This is a genomic window from Phocaeicola faecium (genome assembly GCF_014837055.1).
GTDB lineage: Bacteria > Bacteroidota > Bacteroidia > Bacteroidales > Bacteroidaceae > Phocaeicola > Phocaeicola gallinarum.
In genome coordinates, this window is record NZ_JACSPQ010000005.1 from 1 (window position 1) to 17202 (window position 17202).

The window sequence follows — 17202 nt, forward strand, 5'->3', positions numbered from 1 at the left end:
ACGCTTATGACGAGAAATAACCAGTTGAGCGAGCAACTCAATTATACCGGAATCAGCCGCACACCCACTCATTTGTATCTGCACAGTTACGATACCGAAAGAGTAGATGTCCATGAAGGAGAAAACATGGATGAAATCAGCCCTTATATTCGGAGCAACGCAATTAACTGGATACATGTGTCGGGGCTTCAGAATACGGAGGCAATACAGCAGGTATGCCGTTTCTTCAACATAGACTTCCTTACCACCCAAGATATTCTTAATGCAGAACATCTCACGAAGATAGAAGTGCATGAGTCTTACAATGTGATAATCCTGAAATTGCTTTTCGCAGAAAAGGAAAACGGATATACCCCGCAGCAGTTTTGTATCATTCAGGGAGAAAATTTTGTGCTTACGTTTCTTGAGCGCGATACAGACAGGCTGAACGAAATAGTCTCCGGTTTAAAGAACAATGTGCTTAACATCCGTAACCGCCATTCCGACTTTCTGCTTAGCGTAATCCTTAACAGTGCGATGACCAGTTATATGGCTATTATTTCAGAGATAGAAGACGAGTTGGAGGATTTGGAAGAGCGGCTCCTTTCGCCGGATGAATATCGCGATTCAAGCATCAAAGACATGCAACCTTATCGGCGTAGCGTGCGGTTGATAAAGAAGAGTATCCTTCCGCTGAAAGAAGAAATGAGCACGCTGCTTCACGATAACAATAAGCTGATACATAAGGCAAATCATCCGTTTTTCAGCGATGTGAACGATCATCTGCTGTTTATTCTTCAAACGCTCGACGGATGCCGTGACATGCTTTCGGCGCTTGCCGACCTGTATCTTTCAAACAATGACCGCCGCATGAATAATATCATGAAGCAACTCACCATTGTTTCCACCATCTTTATTCCGATGACCTTTCTTGCCGGCATTTGGGGAATGAACTTCAATTACATGCCCGAACTGGACTGGAAATACGGTTATGTGTTTGCATGGGTCATTATGATTCTGCTTGGCGTGAGCGTATACATTTATTTTAAACGCAAGAATTGGAATTGATAAAACGATATTGATATGAGAAAACAAGAACTATATAATAAGGTAATAACCTACTTTCAGTCGGCTATGCCGGTGGCAGAAACCGAGCTTCATTACAAGAATCCTTTCCAACTGTTGGTGGCAGTGATTCTGAGTGCACAGTGTACCGACAAGCGTGTTAATCAGGTTACTCCTCCACTGTTCGAAGCGTATCCCACGCCCGAAGCCCTTGCAGCCGCCACTCCCGAGGCTGTTTATGAGTACATCCGCAGTGTGAGTTACCCCAACAACAAGGCTAAACACTTGGTAGGCATGGCACAAATGCTGCTGAAAGACTTTCAGGGCGAAGTGCCCGATACGTTGGAGCAACTGGTCAAACTGCCCGGAGTAGGGCGGAAGACGGCAAACGTCATTCAGAGCGTGGTATTCAACAAAGCGGCGATGGCGGTCGATACGCATGTGTTCCGCGTAAGCCACCGCATCGGGTTAGTGCCGAAAACCTGTACCACGCCGCTCGCCACCGAAAAATATCTGGTAAAATATATTCCCGAATCATTGGTTGCCACCGCCCACCATTGGCTGATTTTGCACGGGCGTTATGTTTGTACGTCCCGTTCGCCGAAGTGTGAAACTTGCGGTCTGAACGGGATTTGTCAGGAATCGCTGAAAAGCAAAATCCGTTAAGGTATCAAGAGCGAGGAGTCTCCGTAGCTCAAGAATCGGAAATCGTGGTCAAGTGCGTAGTCGTAGATGCGGTGCCAGTCTCCTTTTACGAATGCCGATACGAGCAGCAACAGCGTGCTTTGCGGCTGATGGAAGTTCGTAACCATTTTTTTCACAATCTTATAGCTGTATCCCGGAGCAATGATGATTTGCGTGCTGGTATGCAAGGCGTCTAACCCGTGGCGCTCCATGTACGTCCGTATGTGCGTCAGTGCCTCAACCACGCTGAGCGAAGGTTGTGTTTCATACGGTTGCCACTGGCGCACGTGCAGTTCCTCTTGTCCCGCATCGGGATGCTGACTGAGGGTTACGCCTATATAATATAGGCTCTCCAGCGTGCGGACAGAGGTAGTGCCCACGGCAATCGCTTCTCCGTTATGGGCTATCAGCTTTTCGATGGTCTGCCGGTTTACCGAAATGTATTCGGTGTGCATCTCGTGTCCCTCTATTTCTTCACTCTTTACCGGCTTAAACGTACCGGCACCTACGTGGAGGGTAACTTCTTCCAAGTCTACACCCTTATCTTTCAGTGCAGTCAGAACCCGTTCGGTGAAGTGCAGCCCTGCCGTAGGAGCAGCCACCGAGCCTTTTATCTTCGAGTAAACCGTCTGATATGTCTCCTTGTCGCTTTCCTGCGTCTCACGGTTCAGGTAAGGCGGAATAGGCAGTTCACCGAACACCTCCAATATATCGGCAAACGTAACCTCCGGGTTATCCCACGCGAAGTCCACCCAATGGCTCGTACCGTGACAGGCTCCGCGTGTGGCAGTCAGCGTTACAGGCTTTCCCTTGACCGTCATTTCGCGCCGGAGCGTACCCTCTTTCCATTTCTTCAGATTCCCTATCATGCAGAGCCAAGCGGAGTGGGCCGTCTGTTGGAAATTCAACGCATAATCGTTGGGTTGGATGGGTTCCAGACAGAAAATCTCTATTAATGCTCCCGTTTCTTTGCGGAAGTGCAGGCGGGCTTGGATCACTTTTGTGTTGTTGAAAATCATCAGCTCGTTGGCTTCAAGGTAGTCGGGGAGTGAAGTAAAACGGGTTTCCTCTATCGTTCCGTGGCGGTAGACTAATAGTTTCGACTGGTCGCGTACCGCGAGTGGGAATTTGGCTATGCGCTCATCGGGCAGCGGATAATTATAATCGCTTATCTTAATATGTTTGGTTTCTTCCATACGTATAAATTTATTCTGCAAAAATAGGACTTTCTATCCGATAAACCTCTATTTTCCGGACCTATTTAAACAGGCTCTGAACTTTCCCGCCCGGCGAAAAATTACCCGGCAATATGCCTCCCGAAACGCTACCGTTAGTGTTACCCAACCCATGCGGTAGCGTTTACTGTTTCTACCCATAGAACCGACCGGTTCTACCGCAAGCGTTTTTTCAGATTTCGGAAAGCCGGAATTGTTTAATGGGTTTAGATGATAAGTTGTTGATTCATAGTGATGAACACGGAAAAAGAAGGGCGTGGAGGCTCAGCGGTCTGCCAGACAGCCGGAATCCCGGTTTACATGGAAAGAATCTTCTTTTCGATTATCAAATCTTCTTCGGTCATTTGTGGAGAAGGGATGTTACACATTCGTATGATGTCCTCCGGCTGGCAGGTATAATCGTAATACGCCATTTCTTTTTCGTTCAACACCTCACGCGCTTTCAGTTCGCCTTTCAGTTTCAGAAACTCATCGCGGGCAATGCTGTCAGAGTGTTTGACGAAAAGAATCCGCCTCGCCACGGGATTATAATTATAGTCGAAACACATATAAATGCCGCGCAAGAACGGGGGGCGGTCATACATCGGTAATTTGAGGCAGATGTGAAACAACGCCAGTTGAGGCGGCTGGTTTTCGTTGAACATCAGAAACAGGTGGTTCGAACCGTTAATCATTGCCGCCCCACGGTGAGTCACGCCGTAAGCATTGTTATGAATCACCTCAACATAACTTCCGTTCTCGGCAGGGGCAATCAGGTAGGGTTCTATTTTCAGGCTTCGGCTTCCCGATGATAAACTGTAACTGATATACGTTCCGTTGTAATTCGCTGTATGGTTCAGCGTATTGCGCATTCCGTTTTCTAATTGTCCGAGGAAAGGAATCGGCGCTTCTTCCGAGTAATTTTTCGGACTTGCCTCCATAGCAAACAGCGCAGTTTTCAGGCTGGTGAGCGAGCCGAGCAGTTTTTTCTTCGAAACATTGTTTACCCATACCAGCGCGTTGGTAAGCGCTTCGTCTTCGCCCTGTCCTTTTTCCTTATTCTTGAAATAAGCCGGCAGTACGGTAGAATAAATGGCAGACAGTACGCTGGGCGAGAATCCGGCTTTCTCTGCCATTTCTTTCATTTTGATTCCCCTTTGTCGCAAGAAAGTCATGCGGTCGTATATCTCTTTCAGTTCCTTCATAACTCGATAGATGTTTTGCCGGAGTAAAGATACACATTATTCTTCCTGCGCGGAAATACTTCGTGTTACAAAGTTGTTTCAATCGGGTTTTATCTTTGTTTCAGCATTGTAAAAGTATTGTTTCATGAATATTTCTGAATTGTTACGGCTTTATGATTCCTGTTTTATTCATTTTTGCTTTGGAAGTGAGGGTTTACTTTTGCACCGGAATCAAAAAACGAAAGTGAATGGAAACATCAACTCAAACATATACCAACGGCGGAAGCAAAGAAAAGAAACCGATGCCCGACTGGATTTTCGTATTATGGGCAGGAGGTACGGCGCTTCTCTCTTATTCGTTGGTTTACGCCCTGCGCAAACCGTTTACGGCGGCAGAATTTGAAGGACTGCAAGTATTCGGTATGGATTATAAGATAGTGGTCAGTATCATTCAGCTGTTGGGATATGTAAGCGCAAAACTGCTGGGTATTAAATACATCTCCGAACTGCGTCCTGAGGGGCGGTTGAGGTTCATCATCGGTTCGGCAGCGTTGTCGGAAATCTCCCTGATAGCGTTCGGTCTGCTGCCCATGCCTTATAACATCATGGCGCTATATTTCAACGGACTTTCGCTGGGGTGTATGTGGGGAGTTATTTTCAGTTTCCTTGAGGGACGACGCACCACCGACATCCTTGCCAGCATAATGGGAGTTAGTATGGCACTTAGTTCCGGTGTGGCAAAATCATTGGGATTATATACCTTGAACGTGCTTCATGTCAGTGAATTCTGGATGCCCGCCCTGATTGGTGCCATAGCCTTTCCGCTGCTTTGCTTCACGGGATGGATGATGACCCGCTTTCCTCAACCCACGGCGGCGGATATTGCTTCTCGTTCGGTACGTGTTACGCTGAACGGCCACCAGCGATGGGCACTGTTCCGTCGGTTTATGCCTCTGCTGATTATGCTGTTTGCAGCCAACCTGCTGCTTACCGTACAGCGCGATATCAAAGAAGACTTCATCGTATGTATCATCGACGTCAGTACGGTATCTTCATGGGCTTTTGCTCAGATAGACTCTATCGCCACGCTGGTATTGCTTGCCACTTTCGCCTTGCTTTCTACCACGTACGACCATCTGAAAGTGCTTTGCATCCTGCTGGTACTATCGACTTGCGGAATGGGGACACTTGCCTTTCTCGGAGCAAACTTTGAACAGGTTGGATTGCCTACCACCATTTGGCTTTTCCTTCAGAGTCTTTGCCTCGACATGGCATACCTGAGTTTCCAGACCATTTTCTTTGAACGCTTTATAGCCTGCTTCAAGATAAAAGGAAACGTAGGATTCTTTATCATCACGATAGACTTTGTAGGCTATCTCGGAACATTGGCATTACTGCTCTTCAAAGAGTTTTACGCATCGCATATCGACTGGGCATCGTTCTATAACAGCATGAGCCTCTATATCGGTATTGTCTGCTGCCTTGCCTTTATCGGTTCGCTGGTTTATATGATTCAGGTGCGCAAACGCAAGGAAGGTCCCCTGCCCGAAAAAGCAGAGGAACCGGAAAAGAAAGAAGAAACGGATAAAGAAACAGATAAAGAAAATATTTATTTAACAACTACTGCTATATGAAAAAAATTGAATGTGTTATTTTAGATTGGGCAGGAACTGCCGTAGACTATGGATGCTTTGCTCCGGTATCTGCCTTCATTGAAAGTTTTAAGACCTTAGGTCTGGAAGTTACTGCTGCTGAAACACGCGCCCACATGGGTTTGACCAAGATTGAAGAAATCCGTGCGCTGTTCAAAATAGAGCGTGTAAGTAAGGCATTCTATGAAAAATACGGACGTGAGTATAACGAAAGCGACGTACAGGCATGTTATACCGAATTCCAACGCTTGCTGTTCTCTACCCTGCGCAGTTACTCTGGTCCTATTTCGAAGGTAGTTGAAACCATCGATGCCCTCCGCGCAAAGGGCATCAAGATTGGGTCTACTACGGGATATACCAAAGAAATGATGGACATCGTTATACCGGCAGCAGCCGAACAGGGATACCATGTTGACAATCACGTAACCTCAGACGGTTTGCCGGCCGGCCGCCCGTACCCGTATATGATTTATAAGAACATGTGCGATCTGAACGTTCCTTTCCGTACCTCGGTATTGAAGTATGGCGATACGATTTCGGATATCAAAGAAGGCATTAATGCCGGAGTGTGGACGGTTGGCGTTGTGTTGGGAAGCAATGAATTGGGTCTGACCGAAGAAGAAGTGAATAACATGCCTGCCGACGAGCTGAAGAAACGCATGATGGATGTAAGATACCGCATGTATGCTGCCGGTGCGCATTATGTAGTGGACTCAATAGAAGAACTTCCGGCGCTGATTGAGGCTATCAATACGCGGATGAATAACGAGTAAAAGAATGCATACGTTTTAAATCCATTGAGAAACAATAATCTAAATAACTGATAACGAATAAAGATAATACGCAATATGAGACCTTATTTATTATTGACACCCGGACCTTTGACTACAAGTGAAACCGTGAAAGAAGCGATGATGAGCGACTGGTGTACGTGGGATGAAGATTACAACGTGGGCATCGTAGAGGTTATCCGCAAAGAACTGGTAGAACTGGCAAGCAGCCGCCCCGAAGAATATACGGCAGTACTGATGCAGGGCAGCGGCAGCTTTTGTGTAGAAGCTACGTTAGGCTCGGTGGTTCGCCCCGAAGACCATCTGTTGGTTGCTGCCAATGGTGCGTATGGTAAACGTATGGGAGTGATAGCCGACTATTATCACCTGAACTATCACTTGATGAAGTTTGAGGAAACTCAACAGGTAGACCCGCAGGCGGTAGACGCTTACCTGAACGAACATCCTGAAGTGACCCACGTTTCTGTGGTACACTGTGAAACCACTACCGGCGTGTTGAATCCGCTGGAAGCCATTGCCGAAGTGGTAAAGAAGCACGACAAGGTACTGATTGTCGATGCAATGAGCAGTTTCGGCGGTGTTCCTATCGACATGGCAACGCTGGGAATCGACTTCATGATAAGCAGCGCCAACAAGTGTATTCAGGGAGTTCCCGGTTTCGGCTTCATATTGGCTCGCCGTTCGTTGCTGGAACGTTGCAAGGGAGTAGCGCGCTCACTGTCGCTCGACCTCTACGACCAATGGGAAACAATGGAGAAAGGACACGGAAAATGGCGTTTTACTTCGCCCACCCATGTGGTTCGTGCGTTTATGCAGGCGCTGAAAGAGTTGAAAGCCGAAGGCGGCATCGCAGCCCGTCATGCCCGTTACTGTGAAAACCACCGTACGCTGGTAGAAGGTATGCGTTCGTTGGGCTTTAAAACTTTATTGTCCGATGAAGAACAGTCTCCTGTTATCACTTCGTTCTATTATCCCACAGCCGATTTCGATTTTAAGGATTTCTATCAAAAACTGAAAGCCAAAGGTTTTGTGATTTATCCGGGTAAGATATCACAGGCAGATACGTTCCGTATCGGTAATATCGGAGATGTATTTCCTGCCGATTTCGTTCGCTTGACAGAAGCTGTAAAAGAACTTCATTTGCAGTAATTGTTTTTATTTTCCCTGCTTCGGCTTTTTGGGTCGGGGCAGGGATTTTTTTATCTGCCCAACCGGTTCACGCTGTCTTGCGGTGAAGCAAAATTGAGTGAAAACTTATAGTGAAAATTATGCATCCCCCGTGCTTCATAAAAACGGTGCGTGCGGGTTCTCAACCGGTTGCAACATACTTCTATCTGTGTACATCCCTCTTGGCGGGCATGGTGGCAAGCCTCGTCAAACAGTTGTTTCCCGATACCCCTGCTGCGGCATTCCGGAGAAACCGACAGCTCCATGATTTCGCAAATACGTTCCGCATGATGAAGCTGGTATTCCATCCGCAAATTGATGCATCCCTTTACTTTACCGTCGGATACATAAACCAGACACGCATAATCCGCATCCTTTAGTTGCTGTTGAAAGATCCGCTCGAACGCCGCATACGGAAGTTCTTTTTCCTCCATGTTACAGATGAGGGCGTACACATCCCGGCAGTCATCTGCCGTACTGCTTCTGATAAATTCTGTCTCTGATTCCATAAGTATATATTGGCATTTGCGTTGGTTGTTTTAGGGCTTATTCTGCGCCTCAAAAATTCTATTCGGAAGACGACCGGACTCTCCGAATAGAATTGAGGGACTTTTCGGGATGAAATAAAATTTCTAACCGTAGCGTTTCAGACTCCATGTTTTAACGGTAAAATGTTGAAAGAGAAGTAGCTCTTCAGAGTAATTTCAGCAAATCTTTTTCACGCTTTAAGTCGTCCACATTCTTCTCCGGCGAGACCAGCATCATACTCTTAATCACGTCGCCCGGTTCGCAGGTGTAGTGGTAATATGACAGTTGATCCTCGGTCAGTTTCTCCTTCGGAATCACCTCGGTATGCAGTTTGGCAAATTCGTCTAATGAGATTTCGTCTCCCTGCCGAATGAAGATAATCCGCCGCGCTATGGGATTACGGTTGTAATCGTGCGTCAGATAAATTCCCTTTAAAAAGGTAGGATATTCGATGATGGGCAGTTGGAGATATACCACTTTCAGCGCCAACTGCAAACGTTTCTGTTCGTTGAACATCAGGTAACCTATCTGGAAAGGAGAAAAAAGTCCCACCCCCGTGTAATAATCGCCCGACATGTTTTGCGAGTAAACTTTCGGCATCGTGTCGCCATCGGTAATGGAAGCAATCATGTACGGTTCAACTTTCAGTCCGTCAGAGAAAGAAGAGGAGCTGTATGCCAGATACAGTCCGGTATACACCCCGGCATTGGGCAGGTAATTGATGGCTTCTTTCTCAATGTCGTCCAGAAACGGACGTCCGTTGTTCTTCGAGTTAATCAGTCGCGGCTCAATGGCATGAACCTTTTCGTAGAGAGCGTCCAAACAGCCCAACAGTTTGCGTTTCGATACATTGTTTACCTGTTGGAGCGATTTGTCGAGTGCCTTTTCCTTCTCTTCCCCGTTGGAAAGCAAGTTTACATACATAGGCAATACCGAAGAATACAGCGACGACAGCACGCTCGAAGCGATGTCGGTTTCTTCGGATATGTCTTTCATTCTTACTCCCGATTCGCGGAGTTTTTTCATCCTTTCGTAAAGAGATACTAATCTGTCCATAAGCTGAGTCTTGTTGAGGCAAAAATACGATTAAGATGTTACAATAGTATTTCATTTGTTGCATTTTTATGACATTATCTTTTAATAAACATAACATTATAAATACAGGGCAGCCGGCTTTTATAATACATAATAAATTAATTCTTTCAGACGGTTTCTTGGTGTAGTTTTGCTCCCGAAAAATTTAGAAACATCTTATTATCAGGTTTATATGGAACAGATTACGAAAAACAAGAAACTTTCAGAAGTGCTTCTGATTCTGTGGGCGGGTGGAGCTGCCCTGCTCTCTTATTCGTTGGTTTACGCATTGCGAAAACCTTATACAGCCGCTTCGTTCGACGGGCTGACCTTTTTCGGCAGCGATTACAAGGTGGCTGTAACTACCATTCAGATTTTAGGATATGTGATTGCAAAGTTTTTCGGCATCAAGATTATTTCGGAGCTGAAAAAAGAAAACCGCTTCCGTTTCTTTGTCGGTTCGGCAATTCTTGCCGAGGCAGCTCTTATAGGTTTCGGTATGCTGGATACTCCGTACAATGTGATAGCCATGTTTGTCAACGGACTTTCGTTAGGATGTATGTGGGGAGTGATATTCAGCTTCATCGAAGGCCGTAAGGTGACCGATATACTTGCCAGTCTGTTGGGCGTAAGCATGGTTTTCAGTTCGGGTGTGGCGAAGAGCTTCGGTTTGTTTGCCATGAACGAAATGCACATCGATCAATTCTGGATGCCGGCAGTTATCGGCGGTTTTGCCCTGCCTCTGCTGGTTTTTATGGGATATATGTTGAAAAGACTGCCTCAGCCTACGGCAGAAGACATCGCCCTGCGCAATGAGCGTGTGGTGTTGGACGGCAAGGGACGTAAGGCACTCTTTATGAAGTACGCGCCGATATTGTCACTCTTGTTTGTCGGTAACTTCATGCTGCTCGTGCTTCGCGACATCAAAGAAGACTTCCTTGTTTACATCCTTGACATGAGTAACCAGTCGTCGTGGATGTTTGCCCGCATCGACACCATTGTTACACTGATAATCTTGGGACTGTTTGCACTGTTCATCTTCTTCCGCAGCAACATCAAAGCCTTGCTCTGGCTGATGACGCTGGTAATAGCAGGCTGTCTCACCATGACATACGTGTCGTACCATTACGAAACCCTTGACTTGGAACCGGTAACTTGGTTGTTTATCGAAAGTCTCTCGCTCTACATTGCATACCTGACTTTCCAAACCATTTTCTTCGACCGCTTTATCGCTTGCTTCCGCATTAAGGGAAATGTGGGATTCTTTATCGCAATGATTGATTTCATCGGCTATTTGGGAACCGTTACCTTGCTCTCTACCAAAGAGTTCTTAGATATCAACATCGAATGGTTTGCCCTGTTCAATCACATAGCCTGCGCGGTAGGTGCGGTATGTACTGTCCTTTTCACGGTAGCGGGAATACTGATTTATCGGAAATACAACAAGACTTTCCGACTGAAAGAAGCCGACAAGACTTACATGAATACACAATATAACATACTATCGGAATAAAAAATGGAAAAGAATTACGACATTATCATTATAGGCGGAGGGCTGTTAGGATGTGCCACGGCATATCAGCTTGCCAAGCGTAATGCTGGGAAGATATTGCTTCTCGATGGAAACGAAATAGCTTCGCAGGCATCATCGCGGGCTGCCTGCCTGTTGACGAGGGCACGCACAAAGCCGGGACTGATGGAGATTGTTCAGGAAACGTATGACTGTATCGAAGAAATCGAACACTTGTTGGGCGAATCGCTCGAACTCCAGCAGTGCGGAAGCATCACCATCGCTTCGTCGGAGGCTTCGCTGAAAGAGGTGGAGACATTGGAAAATGCGGCTACACGGTTTGGCATCCCGAACGAACGCATCACCCGTGAACGTACGCAGGAACTTTTGCCGTGGATTGATGCCGAAGCCGTAGACGTGGCGCTGTATATGCCCACCGATGCGTTTATCGATTCGGCACTGCTTTGTTCAGGCTATGCAAAAGCCGCTGCCAAGTTGGGTGTGGAACTGCGTCCGAACTGCAAGGTGAAAGAAATCGTAACCGCTGACCGGAAAATAGCTGGCATCAAGCTCTGTGACGATGAAGTTGTGTCGGCTCCCGTGGTGGTCAATGCCGCCGGAGCATGGGCAAACCTGCTGATGCGTCCGCTTGGCGTAGGGCTTCCTTTTACGCCCGTCCGCAGTCACTTCTGGATAACGGAGATTGACAAAAAACGTTTTCCGGCGGGACATCCCTTTACGGTAATCCCCGATGCACGGGCATTTACACGTTCCGACGTAGGTGCATTGATCATCGGACTGCGTGAAAGTCATTGTCAGGCATTCAATCCCGATACGCTGACCGAGAAGTTGGAAGACTTTGACTTCAATAAAGCAGCGAAATGGACGGTGCTGGATGAATGTGCTCCGCTGCTGAAACGTTACTTGCATGACATCGACGACCTGCCCATCGCTCACTACATGTCAGGACCTTCCTGTTACGTTCCCGATGCTTTTTTCATTATCGGAGCTGTAAAACCTTACGAAGGACTGTATACCGTAACAGGTTGTTGTGGCGGTGGAGTAGCTGCCGGAGGCGGAATGGGACGTTTGGCTGCCGAACTGATTCTGGGTGAACAGCCGTTTGTCGACCCCATCCGGTTTGCTCCCGAACGCTTTGGCGAGGTTAATCCTTTTTCTCCTGAATTCCAGCAGCGGTGTGCCGATGCCCGTTCCAATAAAAAGGGTGGATAACAGATACTTGTCTATTACAAGCCTCTAAACAGTTGTAACAATAAACAGAAAATCGAATCAATGAAACGCTATATTGTATTTTTAAAGCAAGTTCCCGCCTCAACAAAAGTTGGGATAGACCCTGTAACCAAAACCTTGAAACGTTCGTCGGCACTGACTCAGACCAATCCGGATGATTTGTATGCCTTGCAAGCAGCCCTCGACTTAAGTCGCGCCACGGGAGCAGAAGTCGTAGCCGTCAGCATGGGTCCGGCTTCGGCAGAAGAAGTGTTGCGCGAAGCGCTTCAGCGTGGGGCAGACCGTGCCATCCTGCTCTCTTCTCCCGCCTTTGCCGGCAGCGATACATGGTGTACCAGCTTGGTGCTGGCTTCAGCCATTCGTCGGATAGGAGAGTACGACCTCTTGTTTTTCGGGCGGATGGCAATCGACGGCGATACGGCGCAGGTAGGTCCGGAAGTAGCCGGTCAGTTAGACATCCCGCAGATAACCTGCCTCTCGGCGATTGAAAACGTATCGGCAGACCGTATTTGCGTAAGCCGGAGGGTGGGAAACCTGACGCAGCGTATGGAAGTAAAGACTCCTTGTGCCGTTATGGTGAGTCGCGAGAATGGAGAACTGGCTTCTCCCACCCTGTCGGGATGGCGGCGCGCACAGGCTCAGGAGATTACCCGCTGGAGCGAAACCGACCTCGGATTAGACCGCTCATTGATAGGGCTGTATGCTTCGCCAACGAAGGTAGTTACCACCGCCGTTCCCCAAGTAACCAAAAATATCCGGTGGCTTGACGGTGGGGGTGAGGTCTTTGCTATCATTCAATCATTTGTTCAACCTTCTTGTTAAAATACCAATCGTATGACAGACAATACTTCTTTTGCGCTTCGTGTGCTGAACGACCGTTGTACAGGTTGCGGGCTGTGTGCCGATACCTGTGCTTACCATGCCATCCGTTTTACTGATTATCCCGAAATAGACCCATACGCTTGTCGCCTGTGCGGAAGTTGTGTACAGGCATGTCCCGCTGAGGCTTTGCAAATGACCGAACCGGAAAATTCCTGCTCTGTCACATCCTCCGGACAATCGTCGAAAGGTATTTGGGTACTTGCTGAAGTAGAAAATAATGAACTTGCACCGGTTACCAAAGAATTGTTGGGTAAAGCGGTGGAACTCTCGACAAAACTTCATCAAGACGTTGAGGTTGTTTTGGTGGGACGCGAAGTAGTCTCGCTCGCACCGTGTCTGATAGCTTACGGAGCCAAACGTGTACATGTGGTGGAAAATGAATTGTTTGCTTCGTTCATCGAAGAAAACTATGCCCGTGCGGTGGTGGAGCTGGTTGGAAAACACAATCCTGAAATTCTGCTGGTAGGAGCTACGCTTCGCGGTCGCGGACTGTCGGCCCGCATAGCCTCGTTGCTGCAAACCGGACTTACAGCCGATTGTACCGAGTTGGATATTGATTCGGAGACCGGACTGCTTCATCAGATACGCCCTGCCTTTGGCGGAAACCTGATGGCAACCATTGTAACCCCCGACCGTCGTCCGCAAATGGCATCGGTTCGTCCGGGAATCATGAAAGCCATCATTCCGGATGCTTCGGCAGAAGGCGAAATCATCCGTCACGATTTCTCGGCATTTGAAGGCGATAACCGCATCCGTCTGATTAGTGAAATTACGGAAGCAATCAGCGAAGAGTCGTTAAGCAACAGCAAAATCATCATTGGAGTAGGGCGCGGCGTTAAGAATAAAGAAACGGTGGCACAGATTCATCGCTGGGCAGAGCGTTTGGGGGCTGTGGTGGCAGGTTCGCGTGCAGCTGTAGAAGCCGGACTGATTGATGCCCGGATGCAAGTAGGACAGACGGGACACACCATTGCGCCGGATTTATACATTGCCATCGGCATCAGCGGACAGATTCAGCACACGGCGGCTATCACCGGAGCTAAGAAAATCATAGCGATTAACCCCGACCGCACAGCTCCGATATTCAACGTGGCAGATTATGGGTGGAATACATCAGTAGAAGAAGCATTACCCCAACTGACAAACGGATGGTTATGAAAAAACTGTTGACCTGCATGGTTATCTTCTTTGTCGGAATGATAACACTACAAGCCCAAGAGTCTTTAAAAGTCAAGTTCCGTTCGCGTGCCTTGCTGGATGCCACGCTGTCGGGCTATGGAAAAGAAAGCACGCAGGGATATTACCGGTTGGAAGACTTCCGGGTGGGTTTTAAAGCAACCTACCAGAAGTTTGAAGTAAAAGCAGACATCGGTCTCGGGGGAGGAAAAGTCGCCATCAAGGATTTGCTGTTGAATTACCATTTCAAGAACAGCGTGCTTTCTTTCGGCAACGGCTACGAACCCTTTTCGATGGATATGCTCATCAGTACCGCCGACCTGCGTTTTCATCAGTCGGCAGCCTCGGTCTTGGCGTTTACCAACAGCCGAAAGTTAGGCGCTACCTACCATTTTTACAATAATCACTGGTATCTGGCTACGGGAGTTTATACACATAATGATATCAACAAGCTCGGCAGCGAACAGAAAAATGCTTTCGTATCGACTTCGCGCGTGGTGTGGCGCAAAATGGAAGAAGAGCATCGGCTGTTTCATATCGGCGGAGCTTTCTCATTCCGCACGAAAGAAGTAAACACCGATACACCTCCCACTGGCAGCATATCGAGTGCCGGAGTTACATCCATGTTTCCGGCATCCATGCTCGAAGCCGAAATCCCCAATATGGGTACGGAAGTAAAGGGGTTGGTTGAGGCACTGTATACAGCTCCCCGTTTCATGCTTCAGGCAGAATACTACTTCGACCGCATGAATCGCACCGCAGGCGGAAAGGCATATCGTCCGCACGGCGGATACATTCAAGGAGGTTTTTTGCTGAAAGGACGAGGATTTGAGTACGATGTCATGTATGGCGTTCCCGGTCGCCCCGTTACGCCGCAGGCGATAGAGTTGGTAGCCCGTTTCAACTATACAGACCTCAACGATGGGAGTGCCGGCATAATGGGAGGCGAAGAAAAAGACCTCTCAGTGGGTGTAAACTTTTACTTGAACCAATATTTTGGAGTAAAACTAAACGGAAGCTACGTATGGGTGGGCGACCATTGCAATGAGTTCTACCGGGAAAACTTCTTTTTGGCACAGTTGCGGCTGCAGTATATATTTTAAGTATTTTTCTTTACCTTTGTGCAAGTCCGGATAAAACCGGATGCTGAGAGAAATGAAAGAAAATACAACCATACAGTCTCCTATCCTTTATTTGCAACGTCAGTACGACTTGCTGCGGATGGAGTATGAATACGAAAAAGAACAGTTTAAACAACAGACGGAACTGATGGGCATCGGTCGCAAAATCAAGCGCGGGATGTGCTGGTATCCGTTAAACGTAGGACGCAGTTATTATAACGCATTAAATCAGTTGGTGGTAGAGGTAGAACGGCGTGAGGATAAGGAAATCGAACACCTGTTTGAGTACGGACGCCCCGTCTGTTTTTTCACGCAGGAATTGTCCGGCAAGCTGAATTATCTGAATTTTACCGCTACCGTTAATTACGTCGACGAAGACCGTATGGTGGTTATCCTTCCAAACGCCGATGCGCTGCTCGCTTTACAAAGCAAGGAAGTGCTTGGCGTACAACTTTACTTCGATGAAACCAGTTATCGGCTGATGTTTGAAGCACTGAAACAGGTCATTGCGGCAAAAAACAACCGGCTGGCAGAGCTGCGCGATATATTCCACGGCTCACAGCCTGCTTCCTCTTTTTCTTTCCAGCCCATGCGCTTCCCGTGGCTGAACCGCACGCAGGAAGAAGCCGTGAATAAGGTGTTGCACGCCAAAGATGTGGCAATAGTCCACGGGCCTCCGGGTACGGGAAAGACTACCACGCTGGTAGAGGCGATTTATGAAACGCTGCACCGCGAAAATCAGGTTTTGGTGTGCGCGCAGAGTAACATGGCGGTGGATTGGATTAGCGAGAAGTTGGTCGACCGCGGGGTAAGTGTGCTCCGCATCGGCAATCCCAGCCGTGTGAACGACAAGATGCTGTCGTTCACCTACGAACGGCGTTTCGAGGCGCATCCCGATTATCCGCAACTGTGGAGCATCCGCAAAGCCATCCGCGAATTATACTCCAGAAGCCGGAAAGGGGCGGAACGTGAGTCGGTTCGTCAGAAGATAAATTCGTTGAAAGACCGTGCCACGGAGCTGGAGATACGCATCAACGAATCGCTTTTTGCCGAAGCCCGCGTGATAGCCTGTACGTTAGTAGGCAGTGCCAACCGCCTGTTGATGGGACAGAAGTATGGGACGCTTTTTATTGACGAGGCGGCACAAGCCCTTGAACCTGCCTGCTGGATTCCCATCCGTAAGGCAGATCGGGTAATCCTTGCCGGCGACCATTGCCAGCTTCCTCCCACCGTGAAGTGTTTGGAAGCATTGCGTGCCGGATTAGGCGATACGCTTATGCAGTCGATTGTGCGCAACAAACCCGGCGTGGTGTCTCTGCTGAAACTCCAATACCGGATGAACGATGAGATAATGCGCTTTTCCTCCGATTGGTTTTACGGCGGGATGCTCCAATCGGCTCCCGAAGTGAAATACCGAAGCATTCTCGACTTCGACACTCCGATAGAGTGGGTAAATACCGAAGGAATGGACTGTAACGAGGAGTTTGTTGGCGAGAATTACGGACGCATCAACAAGCCCGAAGCCGAACTCTCGGTCAATCAACTGAAGGAATACATCACCCGAATCGGCCGCACCCGTTTCCTTGAAGAACGTATTGATGTGGGACTGATTTCGCCTTACAAAGCGCAAGTACAATACCTGCGTCAGCTACTGAAGCGCGACGCATTCTTTAAGCCTTTCCGTCCGCTAATAACCGTCAACACCGTCGATGGCTTTCAGGGGCAAGAGCGCGACGTTATCCTCATCAGCCTCGTGCGAGCCAACGAAGAAGGGCAAATCGGTTTCCTCAACGACCTGCGCCGTATGAACGTAGCCATTACCCGCGCCCGTATGAAACTGATAATCTTAGGCGATGCCTCCACCCTGACCAAACATGCGTTTTATAAGAAATTGTACGAATACATTCAGGGTTTGAATACGTAA

General features: G+C 48.0%; 15 protein-coding genes. 11 read left to right on the forward strand and 4 right to left on the reverse strand.

The window, feature by feature from the left end; all coding sequences use genetic code 11:
- The first annotated feature begins 6 nt into the window (after positions 1-6).
- Together corA and nth are read left to right on the forward strand one after the other, a co-directional pair.
- Positions 7-1047, forward strand: a complete 1041-nt coding sequence (gene corA, locus H9626_RS06755; protein ID WP_191710101.1) for a magnesium/cobalt transporter CorA — start codon at positions 7-9, stop codon at positions 1045-1047.
- Between the two features lie 15 nt (positions 1048-1062).
- Entirely contained in the window at positions 1063-1710 is a 648-nt protein-coding gene (gene nth / locus H9626_RS06760) for an endonuclease III (protein ID WP_191710014.1), read from the forward strand.
- Here nth and H9626_RS06765 read toward each other — a convergent pair.
- Both H9626_RS06765 and H9626_RS06770 read right to left on the reverse strand, forming a co-directional pair.
- Positions 1707-2924 (reverse strand): S-adenosylmethionine:tRNA ribosyltransferase-isomerase, encoded by a 1218-nt coding sequence (locus H9626_RS06765; protein ID WP_191710015.1) that lies wholly within the window; start codon positions 2922-2924, stop codon positions 1707-1709. The two genes, nth and H9626_RS06765, sit on opposite strands and share 4 nt — an antisense overlap.
- 335 nt (positions 2925-3259) lie before the next feature.
- Positions 3260-4147: a hypothetical protein gene (locus H9626_RS06770; protein ID WP_191710016.1), complete on the reverse strand. Its 888-nt coding sequence runs from the start codon at positions 4145-4147 to the stop codon at positions 3260-3262.
- 227 nt (positions 4148-4374) lie between these two features.
- On the opposite strand from H9626_RS06770, the gene H9626_RS06775 reads away from it, so the two are divergent.
- From H9626_RS06775 to phnW, 3 genes are all read left to right on the forward strand, one after another.
- Entirely contained in the window at positions 4375-5760 is a 1386-nt protein-coding gene (locus H9626_RS06775) for a DUF5690 family protein (RefSeq protein WP_191710017.1), read from the forward strand.
- Positions 5757-6551, forward strand: a complete 795-nt coding sequence (phnX, locus tag H9626_RS06780) for a phosphonoacetaldehyde hydrolase (protein WP_191710018.1) — start codon at positions 5757-5759, stop codon at positions 6549-6551. The genes H9626_RS06775 and phnX overlap by 4 nt, the downstream gene beginning before the upstream one ends.
- 75 nt (positions 6552-6626) lie before the next feature.
- Positions 6627-7718, forward strand: a complete 1092-nt coding sequence (phnW, locus tag H9626_RS06785; protein ID WP_191710019.1) for a 2-aminoethylphosphonate--pyruvate transaminase — start codon at positions 6627-6629, stop codon at positions 7716-7718.
- Between the two features lie 50 nt (positions 7719-7768).
- On the opposite strand, the gene H9626_RS06790 is transcribed toward phnW, so the two are convergent.
- Both H9626_RS06790 and H9626_RS06795 read right to left on the reverse strand, forming a co-directional pair.
- Entirely contained in the window at positions 7769-8245 is a 477-nt protein-coding gene (locus H9626_RS06790; protein WP_178257585.1) for a GNAT family N-acetyltransferase, read from the reverse strand.
- Positions 8246-8429: 184 nt separating this feature from the next.
- Complete coding sequence (locus H9626_RS06795; RefSeq protein WP_191710020.1) at positions 8430-9320, reverse strand: hypothetical protein; 891 nt, start codon at positions 9318-9320, stop codon at positions 8430-8432.
- A gap of 211 nt (positions 9321-9531) precedes the next feature.
- Between H9626_RS06795 and H9626_RS06800 the strand changes: the two genes are divergently transcribed.
- The 6 genes from H9626_RS06800 to H9626_RS06825 are packed head-to-tail and all read left to right on the forward strand — an operon-like array spanning position 9532 to position 17202.
- Positions 9532-10851: a DUF5690 family protein gene (locus tag H9626_RS06800; RefSeq protein WP_178257587.1), complete on the forward strand. Its 1320-nt coding sequence runs from the start codon at positions 9532-9534 to the stop codon at positions 10849-10851.
- Positions 10852-10854: 3 nt separating this feature from the next.
- Positions 10855-12081, forward strand: a complete 1227-nt coding sequence (locus H9626_RS06805; protein WP_191710021.1) for an NAD(P)/FAD-dependent oxidoreductase — start codon at positions 10855-10857, stop codon at positions 12079-12081.
- 60 nt (positions 12082-12141) lie between these two features.
- Entirely contained in the window at positions 12142-12921 is a 780-nt protein-coding gene (locus tag H9626_RS06810; RefSeq protein WP_191710022.1) for an electron transfer flavoprotein subunit beta/FixA family protein, read from the forward strand.
- A 12-nt stretch (positions 12922-12933) separates the two neighbouring features.
- Positions 12934-14139 (forward strand): electron transfer flavoprotein subunit alpha, encoded by a 1206-nt coding sequence (locus H9626_RS06815; protein WP_178257590.1) that lies wholly within the window; start codon positions 12934-12936, stop codon positions 14137-14139.
- A complete protein-coding gene (locus tag H9626_RS06820; protein WP_191710023.1) occupies positions 14136-15260 on the forward strand; it encodes a porin in 1125 nt (374 codons plus the stop codon). The genes H9626_RS06815 and H9626_RS06820 overlap by 4 nt, the downstream gene beginning before the upstream one ends.
- Positions 15261-15312: 52 nt before the next feature.
- A complete protein-coding gene (locus H9626_RS06825; RefSeq protein WP_178257592.1) occupies positions 15313-17202 on the forward strand; it encodes an AAA domain-containing protein in 1890 nt (629 codons plus the stop codon).